Annotated in this window: 12 protein-coding genes; 7 read left to right on the top strand and 5 right to left on the bottom strand. The window is 55.7% G+C overall.

Annotated elements, in window-relative coordinates:
* The 6 genes from NKG98_RS04280 (at position 1) to NKG98_RS04255 (ending at position 6,625) form a co-directional block, all read left to right on the top strand.
* The gene (locus tag NKG98_RS04280) at positions 1 to 2,736 is read left to right on the top strand and encodes a DEAD/DEAH box helicase (RefSeq protein WP_254768430.1); all 2,736 of its coding nucleotides are present in this window, start codon (positions 1 to 3) and stop codon (positions 2,734 to 2,736) included.
* 107 nt (positions 2,737 to 2,843) lie between these two features.
* The gene (locus tag NKG98_RS04275) at positions 2,844 to 3,458 is read left to right on the top strand and encodes a hypothetical protein (RefSeq protein WP_254768429.1); all 615 of its coding nucleotides are present in this window, start codon (positions 2,844 to 2,846) and stop codon (positions 3,456 to 3,458) included.
* A 622-nt stretch (positions 3,459 to 4,080) separates the two neighbouring features.
* Positions 4,081 to 4,467, top strand: coding sequence for a DUF8122 domain-containing protein (locus tag NKG98_RS04270; protein WP_254768428.1), 387 nt, complete (start codon positions 4,081 to 4,083; stop codon positions 4,465 to 4,467).
* Positions 4,464 to 4,775, top strand: coding sequence for a hypothetical protein (locus NKG98_RS04265; RefSeq protein ID WP_254768427.1), 312 nt, complete (start codon positions 4,464 to 4,466; stop codon positions 4,773 to 4,775). The genes NKG98_RS04270 and NKG98_RS04265 overlap by 4 nt, the downstream gene beginning before the upstream one ends.
* A gap of 103 nt (positions 4,776 to 4,878) precedes the next feature.
* Entirely contained in the window at positions 4,879 to 6,126 is a 1,248-nt protein-coding gene (locus NKG98_RS04260) for a hypothetical protein (protein ID WP_254768426.1), read from the top strand.
* A 67-nt stretch (positions 6,127 to 6,193) separates the two neighbouring features.
* Complete coding sequence (locus NKG98_RS04255; protein ID WP_254768425.1) at positions 6,194 to 6,625, top strand: DUF6884 domain-containing protein; 432 nt, start codon at positions 6,194 to 6,196, stop codon at positions 6,623 to 6,625.
* Positions 6,626 to 6,710: 85 nt separating this feature from the next.
* Here the strand turns inward: NKG98_RS04255 and NKG98_RS04250 are convergent, their stop codons facing one another.
* Both NKG98_RS04250 and NKG98_RS19160 read right to left on the bottom strand, forming a co-directional pair.
* Positions 6,711 to 7,697: an HNH endonuclease gene (locus NKG98_RS04250; RefSeq protein WP_254768424.1), complete on the bottom strand. Its 987-nt coding sequence runs from the start codon at positions 7,695 to 7,697 to the stop codon at positions 6,711 to 6,713.
* Between the two features lie 78 nt (positions 7,698 to 7,775).
* Positions 7,776 to 7,913, bottom strand: coding sequence for a DUF8139 family protein (locus NKG98_RS19160; RefSeq protein WP_484593358.1), 138 nt, complete (start codon positions 7,911 to 7,913; stop codon positions 7,776 to 7,778).
* Between the two features lie 220 nt (positions 7,914 to 8,133).
* Here NKG98_RS19160 and NKG98_RS04245 point away from each other — a divergent pair, with 220 nt between their 5' ends.
* Complete coding sequence (locus tag NKG98_RS04245) at positions 8,134 to 9,576, top strand: ATP-binding protein (protein ID WP_254768423.1); 1,443 nt, start codon at positions 8,134 to 8,136, stop codon at positions 9,574 to 9,576.
* 227 nt (positions 9,577 to 9,803) lie between these two features.
* On the opposite strand, the gene NKG98_RS04240 is transcribed toward NKG98_RS04245, so the two are convergent.
* The 3 genes from NKG98_RS04240 to NKG98_RS04230 are packed head-to-tail and all read right to left on the bottom strand — an operon-like array spanning position 9,804 to position 17,462.
* On the bottom strand, positions 9,804 to 10,154 hold the full coding sequence (locus NKG98_RS04240) for a hypothetical protein (RefSeq protein ID WP_254768422.1): 351 nt from the start codon (positions 10,152 to 10,154) through the stop codon (positions 9,804 to 9,806).
* A 52-nt stretch (positions 10,155 to 10,206) separates the two neighbouring features.
* Positions 10,207 to 13,707, bottom strand: coding sequence for a helicase-related protein (locus NKG98_RS04235; protein ID WP_254768421.1), 3,501 nt, complete (start codon positions 13,705 to 13,707; stop codon positions 10,207 to 10,209).
* Between the two features lie 2 nt (positions 13,708 to 13,709).
* Positions 13,710 to 17,462 (bottom strand): Eco57I restriction-modification methylase domain-containing protein, encoded by a 3,753-nt coding sequence (locus tag NKG98_RS04230; RefSeq protein ID WP_254768420.1) that lies wholly within the window; start codon positions 17,460 to 17,462, stop codon positions 13,710 to 13,712.
* Between the last annotated feature and the right edge of the window lie 93 nt (positions 17,463 to 17,555).

Genomic DNA, 17,555 nt, shown 5'->3' with positions numbered 1-17,555 from the left:
ATGAGTGACCACACCACCTCAACCGACGCGACCGCTCGCACCGACGTTGACGCCGACACCATCATCGACACGTTCCCCCGCGTCGGTCTCACCCCGGACTCAGAGTACATCGAAACCATCGAACTCCCCGCAGAATCAGCGGACACCACCCCAACCGCGGAGGTCCTCCGCCCGGAACTCGCCGACCCGTACCCGTACGACCTGTTCAGCCACCAAGCCGACGCCCTCAACGCGCTCGAAACAGGTGACAACGTCGCCGTCACGACCTCCACCTCCAGCGGGAAAACCCACATTTACGGCCTGCAAATCGCGCGAAACCTCCTCGACGCCGGCGTCCTCAACCCCGACGGGACGAGAGCCACCGAACAGAACGACGCCTCCACCGCGCTGTGCGTCTACCCGATGAAGGCGCTCACCAAAGACCAGCAGGAAGCCCTCGACGACCTGTACGACGAACTCGGGTTAGACATCCGCGTCGAAATCTACGACGGGGACGTCACAGACGGGCGGCGCGCCATCCGCGAGCAAGCTGACGTCATCCTCACGAACTTCGCCGGGCTCAACGTCTACCTCGAACACCACGACAAGTGGAGTCGCTTCTACAGCGCGCTCGACCTCATCGCCATCGACGAATCACACACGTACACCGGCATCGAAGGCATGCACGTCGCGTGGATCCTCCGCCGGATGCAACGCGTCGCCGACTACTGGGGCGGCAACCCACAGTACGTCCTCACCTCCGCCACAATCGGCAACCCGCGCGACCACTCCGAGGAACTCATCAACGCCCCCGTGACCGTCATCGACGACGACGGCTCACCACACGGCCCCCGCGACGTTATCCTCTGGAACCCACCGCCACGGGACAAAACCCGAGACGCCACGCCCGACGAGGAGTCATTCGAGATCGACATCGACGACGGAACCGACTCAGAAGCGGAAGACGACGAGGAGTTCGTCGCCGAGCGCGTTCCGGCCAGCGTCGAAGCGCCGAAAGTGTTCAACCATCTGACCTCGCGCGACATCCGCACGTTACTGTTCTGCGAGAGCCGCAAACTCACCGAACTCAGCATCCAACGCGCAGACGAACACCGCCGAACCAACCCACGGGAGTACGACCGCTCGACCACCGTTGGGCGAGAAGCGTACAACGCTGGGCTCGGTCGCCGCACGCGGCACTCCCGCGAACACCAGTTCAAAACCGGCGTCCTCACCGGGCTCGCCACGACATCCGCGCTCGAACTCGGCATCGACATCGGGAGCCTCGACGCGACCGTTCTCATGGGCTACCCGGGCCAGCGACAATCCTTCTGGCAACGCATCGGTCGCGCCGGCCGCGAAGCCAGCCGCAGCGTCGCCGTCCTCGTCGGCGACCACCGGACCCTCGACCAGTACATCCTCACCCACCCCGAGTACCTCCTCGAAAACGACGTCGAAGACGCCGTCGTCGACACCTCGAACAACTCCGTCTTCGCAACCCACGTCCTCGCCGCCGCCGACGAAATCGCCCTTGGCGAATCAGACATCGACACGTTCGCCGACGAAGACCGACTCCGTGCCGCCGTGAAGATGTGGCGTGAAGCTGGGTTCGTAGATGGCTACCTCGACGCCGCCGTCCACTACTCCGGCCCAAGCCGCCCACAGACACGCGTCAACCTGTACGGCACCACCGGGACGGACTACCGCCTCCAACTCGCAGACGACGTCGACCGCGAGAAATGGGGCCTCCCCGACGATCTCGACTTAGAACCAATCGAACAGAACCGCGCCTACCGCGACTACCACGAAGGCGCAGTCCGCCTCCAGAACGGCCAGCAGTTCGAAGTCGTCAACATGGACGAGGACCGTCCGCAACCCATCATCGAACTCCAACCAGTCGATTGCGAGTACTACACCCGCACCCGAAACAAGGTCAACGTCCTCGACGCCGAATCCGAAGCATCCCGCGAGGTCAACGGCTTCACACTCCACTTCGGCCGCGGCACCGTCCTCGTCCACCACCACTCATACGACCAGCTCTACATCGGCAACAGCGACCCGAAACAACAAGCAATCCCGACGGAAACCCCGCCGATCCTGATGGACACACAGCTCTGCTGGGTCGAAGTCCCCGAAGACGTCGAAACCGCCCTCACCCACAAATACCAGGACTACGGCGTCGAAACCGGCGTCGATCCAGAAGAGACCGGCATCGCCCACCTGGGGTACATCGCTGGGCTCCACGCCGCCGAACACGCCACCATCCAAACCGCCCCGCTCGAACTCCGCGTCGACAAGAACGACCTCGGCGGTCTCGCCACGCTCGTCATGGACACCCACTACAGCCATCCTGAATACGACGACATCACCGATTCCATTGGCGACTCCTTCGAAGCCGCCACGCACGCCCTCGAACAACGCACCCAGGAACTTACTGGTCGAACCGCTTCCGGCTGGTTCATCTACGACGGCGTCGACGGCGGCCTCGGCTTCGCCCGTGCCATCTACGAGAACTTCGAAGCCCTCGCCGAACGCGCCCGCGACCAACTCCGGGACTGCAACTGCGGCCAACCCAACGGCTGCCCTGCCTGCACCTTCGACGAAAACTGCGGCAACGACAACAAACCCCTCCTCCGCGCCTCCGCCATCGACGTCCTCAACCAACTCCTCGGCGACGAAGACCGCGACGACCTCGCCGAACACCTCCCCGACGACGAACACGGCGGCGACCGCCGCCCCGTCGTCTTCTACTCCTAATCACTCCTGCAGTACGACGGGGAGGGCCGGGGTCTGCCTTCGAATCAGGCCGAGCAAGAATTATAGGGTGTCCTGGTAGTTGTTTTGTTTATAGCTGGTACATAGTCGTGAGTGAGAAAGTCACCGCCGGAGATCAAACTGAGTCAGAGGAGACAGACGGTTCTCAAGTCGATGAAACTCCAGAGCTCCAGCCCTCCCGTCAACAGGAGCGCGACCATTCCCCGGATGCGTATTCCTCGGGGTACGATCCGTTTGGTGAGACTCGCGTCGGTATCGGTAGTGCTGGCGGAGAGGTAGAGAAACTCATTCGGCATAATGAAGGCCGGCATCGTTCCGACGGCAATCACAGCACCCGTGAGGCAGTCCGTGATAAGGTTCGTGTGACGGAGGCGTTCTGCTCGGCTCTCGATCTCCCCGCTCATCAGCAACAAGCGGCAGTCACCGCGATGACGACGATGAATCTTGATCGGTTCGGTCGGCAGAAACGCCTGTCAAAAGTTGCTCTCGCCACGATCAAAGTCGTCGTCGAGTGGGACCGGTTCAATCGGATCCCTGAGGAGGCCTTGCCGGATCTCGATGCCGACCGACTCCCGCCGCGGATGCTGGAACAAGACGAGTTCCAAACGCTGCTGGAGGAACAAGAGGTTTCGAAATCCGATCTCTACAGCGTATCCCAGCTCGTCAAACGGGAACTCAAAAAACACGATCACTTCCCACTGTGACTGCGGCTACCTGCCCGTTGCATCCGCTAACGAAGTCTCATCGGATATAGATACCCCCTTCCTCTGCCGGTAAATACTCGGTGGTAATTATATTAGGGAGTTGGAATGTCTATGAGTGATTTTCCTTTAAGTATTCCCTGCGACAATATGCGGGATGAGGGTCGTCGGTCGTCGGTTCCGCCATAAGGCGGGACGACGGCCCGGCTGCCAATTAACGCGCGGAGTTCGCCAGCCCTTCGTCAAGCAAGGTGTCCAACTTGGCCCCTTCGTAACTCCTCTTCAGAAGTGGCCAGTTCACGAAGACTCTGCTTCACCTACGAAGGGGTACTCCATTACGCACGCGAGCTTCGAGGCTTCGACCCAGCCAACCGCTTCGATGTACACTCCATCGTACGCGCGAGGTTCACGCATCGCTTCTCGTCGTTAGCCAGCGACGCCCCTTAGAGACCCTTCGACACTCCCCCCAGAGAGTTCCATCCCTCTCGACGGCTCACCTCGCAGGGTCTCTACACCAGTTCGTATCACCGCGCCCAGTGGCAACACTGGCCAGCGCAGATACACCCCCTAAGCAGCCACTGGCACTGAAACGGCGACGCACCACCACACGCGGCTCCTACGACCAATGTCCAGCTACACCAACCTCGACCAGACGTATCTCCCGCCGATCAAACAGCACGCCCGCGACCGCTGGCACGAACGCTTCACCACCGACCGCCCGCTCGAAGCCGCCTGGCGCGCCGCCAAACCCGTCGACGCTCCCGCCGCCCGCTGCAGCCACGCCCGCCTCTACGAACCCGTCGACGCACTCATGCTCGTCCGCGACGGCTGGCTCCGAACCGTCCTCATCAACGACGGTCGCCTCAACACGACCGGCCTCGTGATGTGCGACGCCTGCGACGACCTCGTAGACCCGATCACCGACACGCGCTGCCCAACCTGCGGAGAACCACAACCCGCCGTCCAAACCTGCGGGCAAGTCACCGTCATCCGCGGAGGTGAGCACCGATGAGCAGCCCACCGTTCCTCCACATCGACGAGTTCGACGGCACGAACGGCTTCATCAAAACGAAAGCCTTCGTCAACTACACCATCGACCTCAACAGCCACACCCCACACCAGAAAGTCATGCTCGGCAACAGCGACCGCGGCGACGTCCAACGCCCCTGCGTCGTCTTCAACGACGACATCACCCTCGACGAAGGCTGCGGCTACGTCTTCGGCGGCTTCGACAACCTCTGGCCAGCCGGCGAAGAGATACAGTTGAAGCTCGCCCAAGGCGCGTGGATCCGGAAGATCTACGACCCGAACGACAAGTAACGCTCCTCTCACCGTTCTGCACTCGAATCAGGGCCTGTACTCGCGTCGATAACCGTCCTGCACAGCCCACTTTAATGACGACAGGTTGAGAACGGCTGTAGCAATGGCAGCTACTCTCACCGAACCCACCGTTCTCGCTGCCGCAAAGGACACTCTCTACCCTGATCTGGATACGAGCCCAGACCATTACGCTGTCACTGAAACCCAGTTCACCAAGCCGACGTGGGGCGGGTGGGAAATCCCGGACGATCTGCGTCGTCGTCTCGCACCATACAACACGATTCGTCTTGCCGACGGTGAGCCTGACCTCCTCGGCGTGGGGATGCCTGCTCTCGAAGTGCTGAACGCTGACGCCGCGACGACCCCTGTCGCCGTCATCGAAGCGAAAGGCCACAACACCGACCCGAGCGCCGCCGACGTCAGAACCGGAATCAACCAGGCGCACGGCCACCTGTCCGAAGTTAACATCGGGTACGTCGCCGCCCCCATCCAGAGCATCTCTGACCAGGCACGTGCCCTCGCCCGCGATCTTAACATCGGCGTCATCGGTGTCGAAAGCCCGCATGACGCAACGCTCGTTGAACCTGCCCGCATCACCGGCGTCGGTGACTTCTCCACTACTATCGACGCCATCCGATTTCAGGCCACGACGCACCGACTTACCGAAGGCAGCTTCCCGGTGAACCATCCGAAGAACTACCTCGGGTACGCACTCGCCCTCGCTGCAGATGGCGACACCGCTGACATCTACTCCGAACACGTGATCAACAGCGTCTCAGGTGGTCGCCGCGGGGCAATCCTTCTCGGTCTCGTCGATAATCAGCCCGGTGGAGAGACACTCACGCACCTCGGTGCAGAAGTCGTCCGCTTCGCCCGTGCCCAACACGGGACCGTTGCTGCCGCCCTCAACGAATTCGACTCGTGGAAAGGCCGGTCAACCCGATTCACGACACTTGCTCCCCGCTGGGCGCAACTCGCACGCTCAGTCGCCATCCAGTACGACCCAACACAACTCATCATCGAAGCCCTCGAACGCCTCCACCAACGCGGCATCAACCCCGCAACCATCGACGCCGTCGCCCGAGAAGCCTCCCGCATCAACCAACCCCTCACCGTCGAAGTGTTCTTCACCCAATCCCGGCGTGAAGACGTGCTCACCGCCGACGGCGAAATCAACGAATCAGTCCTTACGGATCCGACCGTGTACAAATCCGGCATTCACTTCCAATTCAAATACCACCTCCGTCACATCGGACTCCTCACACATGGCGGAACAGACGACAAAGACGCCGTCCTCACCAACAAGTGGGCACTAGAACACTCCGTTGAGCACGACACCATCTCAAACTAGTGCGGTAGGTGATTTACTGGGCGATTCCCACCCGGGTTTATTTCAGTCCAGCGCTACCGTGCACCATATGGAAATTGGTCTCTTGAGTTGCACGAAGAGCAAGCGTGAGCACGCAGCACCACCACAAGACCTGTATGACGAATCTGCGTTTTTCAGGAAAGCACGACAGTACGCCAGAGCAAATCACGATGACTGGTACATCCTCTCAGCGAAACACGGCCTGCTCGAACCCGATGGCGAACCTATCGAGCCATACGACGACACTCTAAGCGGCGCATCGGTCGAACGGAAACGAGACTGGTCGGAAACGGTCTACACTCAGCTCCAAGATGATGGGTTGCTCACAGACGGAACGCAATTGGTGTTCCACGCCGGCCGCGATTACTACGACGAACTAATCCCGCTGCTCGATGACGCTGACGCCACGATTACAATCGAGACCCCGACCGATGGACTCCAATATGGCGAAACACTCGCCTGGTACAACGACCACCTTTGACGACAAATCCCTCGCACGTTTACCGGCAAGAGCGACGTTCTCTCCACCTCTCTGATCAGCTCAGTGTTACCACCAATACTCGCTCTCACAGCCACGCAAGCGATGAATTGTGCTGTGTGACGTACTGCGGGTTCAGGCTCTCTTCTTGAATCGAGATTCGCTCCCCTTCGCGGTCAATAATCGTCCGCTGTAACACGTCACTCTCAGTCTCGAACTCAGGATTCACACGCAATCGGTAGTCCTGGTCAATCGTGAACAGCTCCCGGTCAAACGCCGCGTGATGCGTCTTACTGAGCGCCAACACGTTCGAAAGATCGGCCCTGTACTCCGGGTAGTCACTCCACGACAGGACATGCGCCACGTCCAACAGGCCGGGATGATCCACCCCAGACACCGGGCACCTCCGGTCATGACGGGACAACACGGCCGCACGGAACTCCGGATCGACCGACCGTGCGTGGGCAGTCGTTTCGTACGTCCCAGCAACTATCCCGTCATCGCTCACCGATGGTGTCCAGTCAGAATCCGCCCACTCCTCCACCGCACGCTCAACGAACTGTAGACCGTCATCCGTCAACGCGTACTCGTCGCCACGCTTCTCAACGAGTCCCATGCTCCGCAGCCAGTTCACCCGCTGCTTCGCCATATCTGTCTCCCCACGGCTCCACCCTAACTCTGGATGTGTATCGAGCTGCTGCTCACTCACTTCTCCGAGCGTCATCGGACCAGCAGCCAACGCATACATGAGACTCCGTAGCCCGACGTTCCGATCACACATAATTCGCAGCAGCGTCGCCACATCACCCTGCTCAACGTACTCCCGACCAGCATCTCCGAGATTCCAGTAGTCGTTCGTCTGGTGGAGAAACCCGGCTTGTTGGAGATAACTCACCCGCCGCATAATTGAGTCTCGACTGGACACGTTCTGGAATGAGCCCCGATGCCATCCGACGAGTTCGTCGGTCGTCGGCTGATGCGCTTCAACGAACTCAAGAATCACATCCAGCGTCTCAACGTACCTTGTCCCACCACCAAACATCGGAACGATACTACGGAGCCGATCCGGAGGCATGAAGAAACAGTGACAGAGCTGGATGATGATCCTTTCCCTAGGAAGAGCAACTCTGAAGCTGGTCGAGAGCTGCGGAAATTACGCTTGTGAGGAGTCACCGACTCGTGGCCGCAAATCACGCCACGGAAAGTCATCCGTCTCACATGAATCAAATGCGACCCAGGAAATCTGAGCATCTCGCACGCCAGCAGTGACTGAATCCACATCGTCACTCAGTACTACAACGACCTACCAGTGTGCCCTGTGATACTCCTGATGAGGCAGATCCTGATCATCAGGAATACGCTCCGGACGTGATCTCCCTTAGTGAGAGACTGCCTTCTCAGCAACTCACCAGACGTGAATAGGGATTCAATAAAGGCTGCCTCATAACAGTACGATTCAGACATCCGTTCCGATAATTAGTATTATCTGACTGTATAGCGACCAGATTGGTATGTCAACTTCAACACGGGAATTTGACTTGAATATGGAGGAAGTCCTTGAGGCGTGGGGGCCAGCAGACGCAGCACGCGAAATCATTGCAAACGCCTTGGACGAAGCCGCCCTCACGGACACGGATGATCCTGATATCTATAGCGACGACGGCACATGGCATATCCGAGACTATGGGCGCGGATTCCGGTACGAGCATCTCACCCAAGCCGAAGACGAAGAGAAGCTGAACAACCCTGACAAAGTGATCGGGAAGTTCGGCGTCGGGATCAAGGACGCAATTGCGACCTGTCACCGGCACGGCATCGACATTACGATTCATTCACCGCACAACACGTTCACGGTAAAGGAAGCCCCGAAACACGGATTCGAAGAAATCGAGACCCTTCACGTCGAGATACACCCTCCGGAGAAAGATATCAAAGGCACAGAGGTCGTGCTGGACGGGATCACGGACGAAGATATCGAGGCGGCAAAGCAGAACTTCATTGATTACACTGACGCAGAACTACTGGAACAGACCCGATTCGGTGACGTATACGAAGTCTCTGAGACTGAGGATGCGTCGGTGTTCGTGAGTGGGCTTCGTGTGGCGTCAGAGCCGAACTTCCTGTTTAGTTACAATATCACGAACACGACGAAGAAAATCAACGACGCACTGAATCGTGAGCGGTCGAACGTGGGGCGGACAGCGTACTCAACGCGAGTGAAGAAAATCCTGCAAGCATGTGAATCAGAGACTGTGGCATCGCGGCTAGTCGATGATTTGAACGCGTTTGTGACGGGTGAGACACACGACGAGTTAGACTGGAAACCGGTGCAGGTCCACGCGGTCAAGATTCTGAACGCGGAACGGGACGTCGTGGTGGCGACACATGACGAGCAGCATCGTAGTCAGAACTTGTTCGACAATGCTCGCGCGGACGGCTATGAGATTGTAACTATTCCGGACCGAATCAAGCCGGATATCGAGGACACCTCTGACGTCAACGGCGACCCGATCCGTGGGGCCGAAGAATACCGTGAGGAGTACAAAGAGTCGTTCAGCTACGAGTTTGTCGGCGAGGATGATCTCAACGATGAGGAACTGGAGACGTGGGAGTTGCGCCACGACGTGTTCTCGTGGGTTGCCCTACCGGGTGAGGAGTGGGAAGCGAAAGTTTCGGAATCACTGCGGGCAACAGATCCATCGAGGATGGTGACCTGCGAACACGACGATGAACTGATTATCGTTCACAGAGATCTCCTGACGTACGATACACAGTCGTTTCTTCGCAGTCTGATAGACATCGTTGCGTTCGCGCACGGAGGCGAGCTACTCCACAGAGAGATGCTGGCAGACATCGCTGGTGCTGTCAGTGCCGAACTGATCGGAAAGGCTGGACAGGCAGACCGCGATCCAGTATTCCCCGGAAAACAACTGGAACCAGAACCGGACGAATAGCACCGCTATAGACCCAATCTGATTAATTAACACGGCGGTCCTTCCTCGCCGAGTAGTGGGTAACGAGTGACTGCGGTACGCTCCGTCCTAAACATTCCAACATGGTATTATTGAACCTCCTGTGCGTTGATGCACGTATTCTAAGGAGATCTACGAATCCGGTCGGAAAATGGGTTCCCTCTTCACATCAACGATTAAGAGCATCAACCGAACGAGAATTCCGTTTCCTACCCCCGTTCGGCTACAGACAAATAGAGCGCGTAGTTATCAGTCAATTCCCCTGTGTCTCGGTCTTCGGTCCGTTGAAGATTGATTTCGAGCCGTGTCTCTTCTCCTTCGAACTTTAGGAGCGGTTTGAACAGGCTTCCGACTGCTTCAACAAAATCTGGGGACCCCGTGACTCGAATGTCAGATATCTCGGTTGGGTATTTGCTCCCGGTGAAGCCGTTAGGTTTCTCGATGACTGACTCTCGAATCTCTTGTTCAGAAGCCTCATCAAGACCACTCAGCCAGTCGATTGCGTGTCGCTTCACTACGTGCCCAGAATCGGTCGTGGGAAGTTGCTCTAACTGACTCACACAACCAAGTTGAGCGTAATCGTATTTGAACCTCAGCGCGGCGCGCTGTGGTCTACTCTTGGCCCTTCAGGTACATCCCCGCGACGACGTGCGGAGGCTCTTCCTGCTCTTCCGCCCACTCCTGCCGTTCTTCGTATTTCTCTTGCAGATTGTACCGAGAGATGATCTCCCGGACAGCAGCCACCAGCTCTTCACCCGTAACTTCCCCGTTCCGAAGGTCCCTGAATTCGTTGAGGATCTGGTCTGCCGAGACAGTCTCAACGATATCTTGGAACTGCGCTAGTGTCCGCTGTTGGTCGGTGTTCTCTACAGACGACGCAACCTCTCCGAGTTCGTCAACCACGTAGTCTCGGTCGATACTTGCACCTTGGCGAGCTTCTCGCTGGAATTGACGGCGCTTACCCATGTCATCGCCGAACTCCGTCCGCGCCACTTGCACAGCCCGTTCGTAGCGACTGTCGAACGTCTCTGCGTCAACGGACGCGACTGGTTCATCGACGGGACACGTGATGGTTTCGACGATGGTGTCTTTTTCCTGTGAGGCGAGGTCTTGCCCTCCTTCGCTTGGGAACGTCACGAGGTATGGGGTCGTGTAGTCTCCTTGCCGGTAGACAATGACGACGCCGTCGTACTCTCGATCCCACTCCATCGCACTCCGAATCCCGTCACGATCATCCAACCAACTAAGGAGATCTGGGTACTCCTGTTTGAGGTCCTGTAGGCTACTCGCGGGACCGATAAGGTCGTCGCTCCCAATAATCTCGTTCACGTCGTCTTCGACCTTCTCAATGTCCTCCTCGGCGTAGATGTCCTCCATGTACGACCGGTTCACGTTGTCTTCCGGACTCAGAATCTCCCCGTCTTCACCGAGGACGTTACTAATCTCTTGAACCCGAGATTCAACGCGGTCAACGATACCGAGTTCCTCTTCGAGTTCCGTTTCCGGCAGGAAATTGAGTGCATAGATGTCTTCGTGCCCGCTTCCAAGACGGTCAACACGACCAATCCGCTGAATTAGACGGAGAGGATTCCAGTGCAGATCGTAGTTGATCACTAAATTCGCATCCTGAAGATTGACCCCCTCCCCTGCCACGTCGGTTGCAAATAACACGTCAATCTCGTCACTCGGGTCGATTTTGTCTCGCGCATCATTCGCTTCAGGGGCGAAGCGCTGAATGAGCTTCTCGACGTTCGAGGTATCACTGGTCGCACTTGCAAACCGAACGTCATCAGAGAGCAGTCCCCGATCTTGGAACTGCTCAAACGCAGCTTCCAGGTACTTCACCGTATCTGTGAACTGGGTGAACACGATCAGCTTCTCAGCGCGGTCACCGCGTTGGAGAATCTCATGTGACCCAATACGGAGATTCCCGAGAAGCTGCCGGAGCTGCTCAACCTTGTCATCCATCGCGTAGTCATCCTGGATGTCCTGATGGAACGGCTCCAAGGTGTCTTGCAGTTCAGCCAAGAGTTGGATGTCAGTCTCAAGATCACGCTTCAGCTCTTCGAGATGGAAGGCCTCCGTTTGGTAAGCCGCGTATTCTCCATCCTCAACCATCTCATCGATCTCCTCAAGAATGGTGTCGATCTGCTCGCCACTGTTGATGAGCTCCGAGACATCGCTTCCGACAGCCACAGTCCCCTCATCAAGGAGATCACGGAACATCCGGTAACTCCGCAGCATCCGGGTAAGCGACGTGTAGAAGGCATGAACACTGCTTTCCAACCGCTTCAGAAGGTTGGACTTCATCAACCCACGAATGCTCCTCCCCATCGAGGAGAGGTTTTGATACGGGTCCTGGTTCGCGTACCCAGTCTTCAGGTAGTCTTCCTGTCCAAGCGAGTACCGAGCGAACGTGAGGTCCTCCAGCGTCTCCACAATCGCATCATACAGAGAATCATTGACGCCGTCTGCGGTCGAGTACGTCTCGTGCAGATTGTAATCGACCGTTTGTAAGTTCCGGTCCGGGAGGTACCGTCGTTCCCCACCCATCTGGAGGTACACTTGACCCTCCTCGTCTTCCTCGCCGTACTGGTCGATGATGTCTTGTCGAGTCCGCCGCACCATCACGTGACTCAGAAGGTTCGAGAGATCCGTTTCATCGTTCTCCGCCATCTTCGTGAAGTCATAGAGGTTCGGCGGCGTAATCGGGATCTGCGTGAGGTCTTCGATGTGGAACAGCTTGATCTGATTATACACGTCCCACGCACTCTTCGTATACGGTGTCGCAGTCAGGAGAATCGTCTGATTGACCGTCGGCAGGAACGCCTGTAGATTATTGTACCGATGCGTATCGTCGTTCCGGAAGTGGTGCGCCTCGTCGACGAGACACACTGACGCGTCGTCGTGCTCTTCAAGTAGCGTCTCGTGGAAATCCTCCTTCGACACCATCCCCAGGCTGATCACCTCCGCGTTGAAGTTGTACTGCTTGTTGACCATCCGCTCCCACATCGGCTGGAGATGCTTCGGCGAGATGATCAGCATCTTCCCCTTGTTCCCACGGAGCCGATTCCGGGCGTGGAAGTGTTCGAGAAGCCCGAGGCCAACAAACGTCTTCCCCATCCCGACAACGTCGGAGACCAGAACCCCGTCGTACTTGTTGGCGATTCGGATCCCGCGATTCACTGCCCACTGCTGGAACTCGTAGAGGTCCTCGTACACGTCGAACGACTGCAGGTAGTCCTCAGCAGTCTCCAACGTCTCCTTGTACAGTTCATAGAGGATCTTCGCGTACACCAAGTACGGTGCAGGGAGCCCAGTTCCCGCACTGACATCCCGAAGTGTTTCTACCGTGTCGTCTGGAAGCGACTCACCCGGAAGTGCCGGTGGTTCATCATCTGTTGAGACGTGCCCAGGATTGTTCGAAACCCACGAGTCTTCAAACGCGTCCAGCAGATCGGCATCGAATTCAACGGCGTCGTCCCACAAGTCATCGAACCACTCCTTCAGTTGGGTAACCCTCTCGTTGTAGACCGGGGCGTTGAGTTCTGTATTGCTGTGGAGGCCGCTGAGGCTGAGGTTCGACGAGCCAACGACGCCGACGTCTTTGGGGGTGAAGATGTCTCCTTCGTCTTTCTCGAAGAGGTACGCCTTCGCGTGAAACCGCTCCTGAAGATACAACTTAGGCTGAATACGTCCCTGTTCCAGCCAGTCGATCAGTTTTGTGAAAAACGCTTGATTCTCCGCAGTAGGATTCTCGTAGAGCAGTTGGTTCGAGTAGTTATTCGCAGTTTCAGCGCGAATCTCTGTGCGCTCACTCCACTTGACATTCTGTGATTGTTTGAACTTCGTTCCAGTGAGACGGAGGTTCTGATGGGCCTCTATGAGTTCGTCCAAACCCTGCTGATCCGGATTCCCCATCAGGACCTGGAGCGTACCGCCATTGTCGAGGAATTCATCCAGTTCAGGACGAAGTCGCTTCAGACCGCTCATATAGAGGTATCCGACAGCGATTCTTACCCGGTCAACACCGTCGCTTTCGAGCCCTGATTTCAATACCTCGTCTAGGTGGGAGTAGCGCTTGTTATCGATTATTTGAATATTTTCGCTCACAGTTACGTACTCTCTGACTTCGCAATACGGTTCTTGACTATTCGAAGCAATTCTTGAGCGATTTTAACTTGATCATCCTCAGAGAGCCCTAGTATTTCTCCAAGTACAAGCTCGTCAACAGTACGCCGTCCAGGTGACATAGTCTCCAACGTTACATCTTCCGGCTCCTCGGCCCCGAATTGTTCGTAGATACTTTGTGAGAGATCCTTATCATCCAACGCCGCTCGGTACTCCTCCGCAGATATGTTATCATCGGGGACAGGGATTTTTACACGTTTTAGGGGTGATACACCGATCTCAAGTGCACCACCTCCAAGACCACGATTCCCAACTATTTCGATTGACAACCAGGCTAATGACGAGTTCATTACAGCCGCTATTCCGGATGGAGGCCCATCATAGTTAATGCACTGCACATTTTGATTTGCATAAGCTCCAATCTCATTTGCAGCGGCAATCACACGCTTATCAACTCTCTTGGAGGTTACAACATCAGGGGTGAACTTCTCCTGTGCAAGGTCGTACCAGTTACCACCACGGCCCTGTACCAAGTTCCGATTTGGATACTTGCTGTACCTAGCCGGCTCCCAAGATTCACCCCACTCAATATATTCCTGTACACCTGACTGAAGGCTTGATTTGGACCCATGAGCCATGAGAACCAGATAGTTGAACTCCTCTGGTGACAGCGAAACACCAGAGGTCTCTTCTGGAGATTGCAATACTACATTCGGTATGTACGTTTGACCGTTAGCAGAGAAAGTAAGCGAACTGTCAACAAATTCTTCGGGGAGACCATCAATTGTGGTTGCAACGTACTCACGCTCGACTGTGAACATAGGCTCGGTAACGGTGAACCCTTGTTCTTTGAAATTGGTCTTAACCTCTTCATCCTTCAGATAGAGATGGAGATCACCAGTTTGATCGTCAAACTCGGACTCAAAGAACTTCGATGAATGTCCGGGTAGTGGGAGATAGAAGAAGTCATCTGCACCAGTTGTGATCCCACGTCTAATCTTAGCTGCGACTGATTCTGCGTCTTCGATATTTTCACATTTTTCTAAAATTTCGAAATAGATGAGTGGTGCCCTGAAGAATACACCCCAGTTCCCATTTGAGTAGGTTCCTGCTGGCTGGACCTGATCGCCGTTGTGAAGGTGATTACGCTGGCCATCCTTCGGGTCAAGAACAGTACCTCCACCAAGCCGCCAGAGGGTATCCTCTGGGATGAGATACCGGTGGAATTCGTCCTCACTATGTACGGGGAAAGACTCGCCATTGTACGCCACTGAGTCCGTAGAGGCATCTGTCGACAGCATCCGGTCAATAGTGGATAAATCTATAAGAGATTCGTATGGACGGTCAAGTGAAATGAACGACACTGAGTCATCCAACTCGCTGTTTTGAGTTTTGTTCAGGTTCGTTATGACTGTGTTCACATCCGCATCAGAGAAGGTACGCTGAACTTGATTATCCAACACTCGCTTGAGTGAGGTATGCTTAAGCAGACTTTCCTGTAAGTCCGACCCGTAGTTCTGACTAAGCCACGCGTTTGACGTTACGTATGTGAGCGTTCCGTTGGGTCGCAAGAGGTCAATACCTTTGTAGAAAAAGTAGACAAATAGGTCAGAATGGCCCGAAATCGATTCTCCATACGTGTCCTCGACAAATGCTTGCAGATCAGACTTGTAATCGGACCGAGATTCGTTCACGTCATTAATCCGGCCTTTTGGGACATACGGCGGATTCCCGATGACAATATCAAACCCACCGTTTAACATCACTTCGGGAAACCCGAGATCCCAGAGGAATAAGTCATCATCAGAAGCTTCACCGACGGCTGTCTTGGTTTCCTCCAAAGATGCAATTCGTTGCTCAATTTCTGCTTCTTCAGCTTCGGACTCTTCCGTAATTCCCCCAGTTAATGTCTGCTGGCTGGTCGTATTCTCTAATTCTTCAATCCGCGATTCAATATGTTGTATAAGGACCTCGCGTTGTTTGGCCTGGATGTCGTCCCACAGGCCACTTTCACCCTCAAAGTATCGATCTTTCAGGTTAGTCAACTCCTCTATCAGTTCTCCTGTTTGGCCAGAGACCGTTCGTTCAAGACTGTCCAACGACACCCGTTCTTCATCAATCGTTTGTATGATACTATCTCCGACTTGCAATTTATATCGGAAATTCGGTAAAACGGGTGTTTCCGGAATAGTGTCGGCGCTCTCAATTAGAGATAACCACAATCGGAACTCCGCGACTCGGACTGCCCAACCCTTTATATCCACGCCATAGAGGTTTTCATTAACTACCTGTTCTTTCAGTTCGTAGTCCGGCTCAACGCCTAATTTCCGGTATAGTTCGAGGATGACCTGTTTCATCCCGACAAGGAACGCACCACTTCCACACGCCGGGTCAACAATACGAAGATCGGATAGGATGGCCTCCAGAGCTTCAGTCTGACCTGCTTCCTCAGAGTCCCAGTTCTGAGGCTCGGAAAATATGAACCGGATAATTTGGTGACGATGTTCGGCCGTGAGGTCGTTAGCGTGATCACAGAACTGTTCATATAAAGATAGTCGGCACATCAGGTCAACCTCAATACGCGGCGTGTAGAAGATGCCCGCCTCGTCGCGTTCTTCCTCCGCGATCAGAGATTCATAGATCTTCCCGAGCATCGCTGGGTCCACAGCGACATCAATATCGTACGGACTCTCCTCGGTGATCGTAAAGTTGTATTGTTCAAGGAACCCACGAATAACCGAATTCAACGCAGCATCAGATAAGAAAGCATCAAGCTCGTCCTCATCAGTTGGTTGGAAGAGTCCGCCGTTCATATACGGTAATCCAGTAACGGCCGATTCTACCTCGGGGGGGAGGTTCGCATCAGTACTCTTCCCTTCTGGCTGATTCATCCCATCAAAGAAAAGTGCCGAGAGCCACTTCTCATGAAATACGTCTTCATCTTTGGACTCTTCATACTGTTCGTGGAACCAGCGGACGAAGTCTTTCCGCTCACCGATCCAGCCCTTCTTTTGAATGTAATAAAAGAACATCAACCGGTTAAGCGTCACGTGCGCATACCGGTCGGCATCCTCCGTTCCTAGTCCTTTCCTACGAAGTTCCTTTGTGAGCGTGTCGAACGCGTTCTTGTAATTCTCGTAGAAGTCCTTGGTAACTGGCTTGACTCGGAATGCCTCGTCGATACGTTCTGCCAGCCGCCCCTTGCTGGCGTCCATATTCGACAGCGCGTCGGCGACGGTGCGGTGAGTTTCACCCTCACCGAGCGTGTACCTGCGCAGCACTGGACGTCCAGTCGTGATGTCGTCCGTCCCCTCCTCGTAGGGAGTGACGAGGTGCCAGACGTCCTCATCAGGTGCGTGGAATACAGTTAGGAAGGAACCATCGATAGCCCAGCCACTCGTTTTGTCCGACCGAGTGAGGCTCTGGATCGCATTCCGTTCGGCTGTCCGGGTCAGCTTCTCCAGTTCGACATAGATCACGCGGAAGTTCCCTGATTCGGCGAAGAGCCGAGCGGCATTTGCCCGAGCTGTGTTCGGCCACTCGTGAACAGGGATGTCCTGCCAGGTTGCGTCACCAAGAGGTGACGTCGTCTCTTCGAAGTTGAGGACCTGAACGAAGAGGTCTTGGAAGAACTGCGTTGCTGCCTCTCCCGTGGAGCGGTAATCGCGTTCGAATTCACCTAGAGAGAGGTCCTCGTCTAAACGCCGCCGAATCTCTTTGGTTTGCTCGTCAGTCATGGATGATGAGTTTGGTGGAAATGTTCGATTGGACGAGGCAAATGGACATACAGCACCTTGCTCCTGCACCCGACTTAAATGTTGATTTGATCG

The sequence above is a fragment of the Salinilacihabitans rarus genome, from assembly GCF_024296665.1.
GTDB classification, from domain to species: domain Archaea; phylum Halobacteriota; class Halobacteria; order Halobacteriales; family Natrialbaceae; genus Salinilacihabitans; species Salinilacihabitans rarus.
Note: the sequence above shows the minus strand (reverse complement) of the source record. Positions and strands in the feature narration are given on the sequence as shown.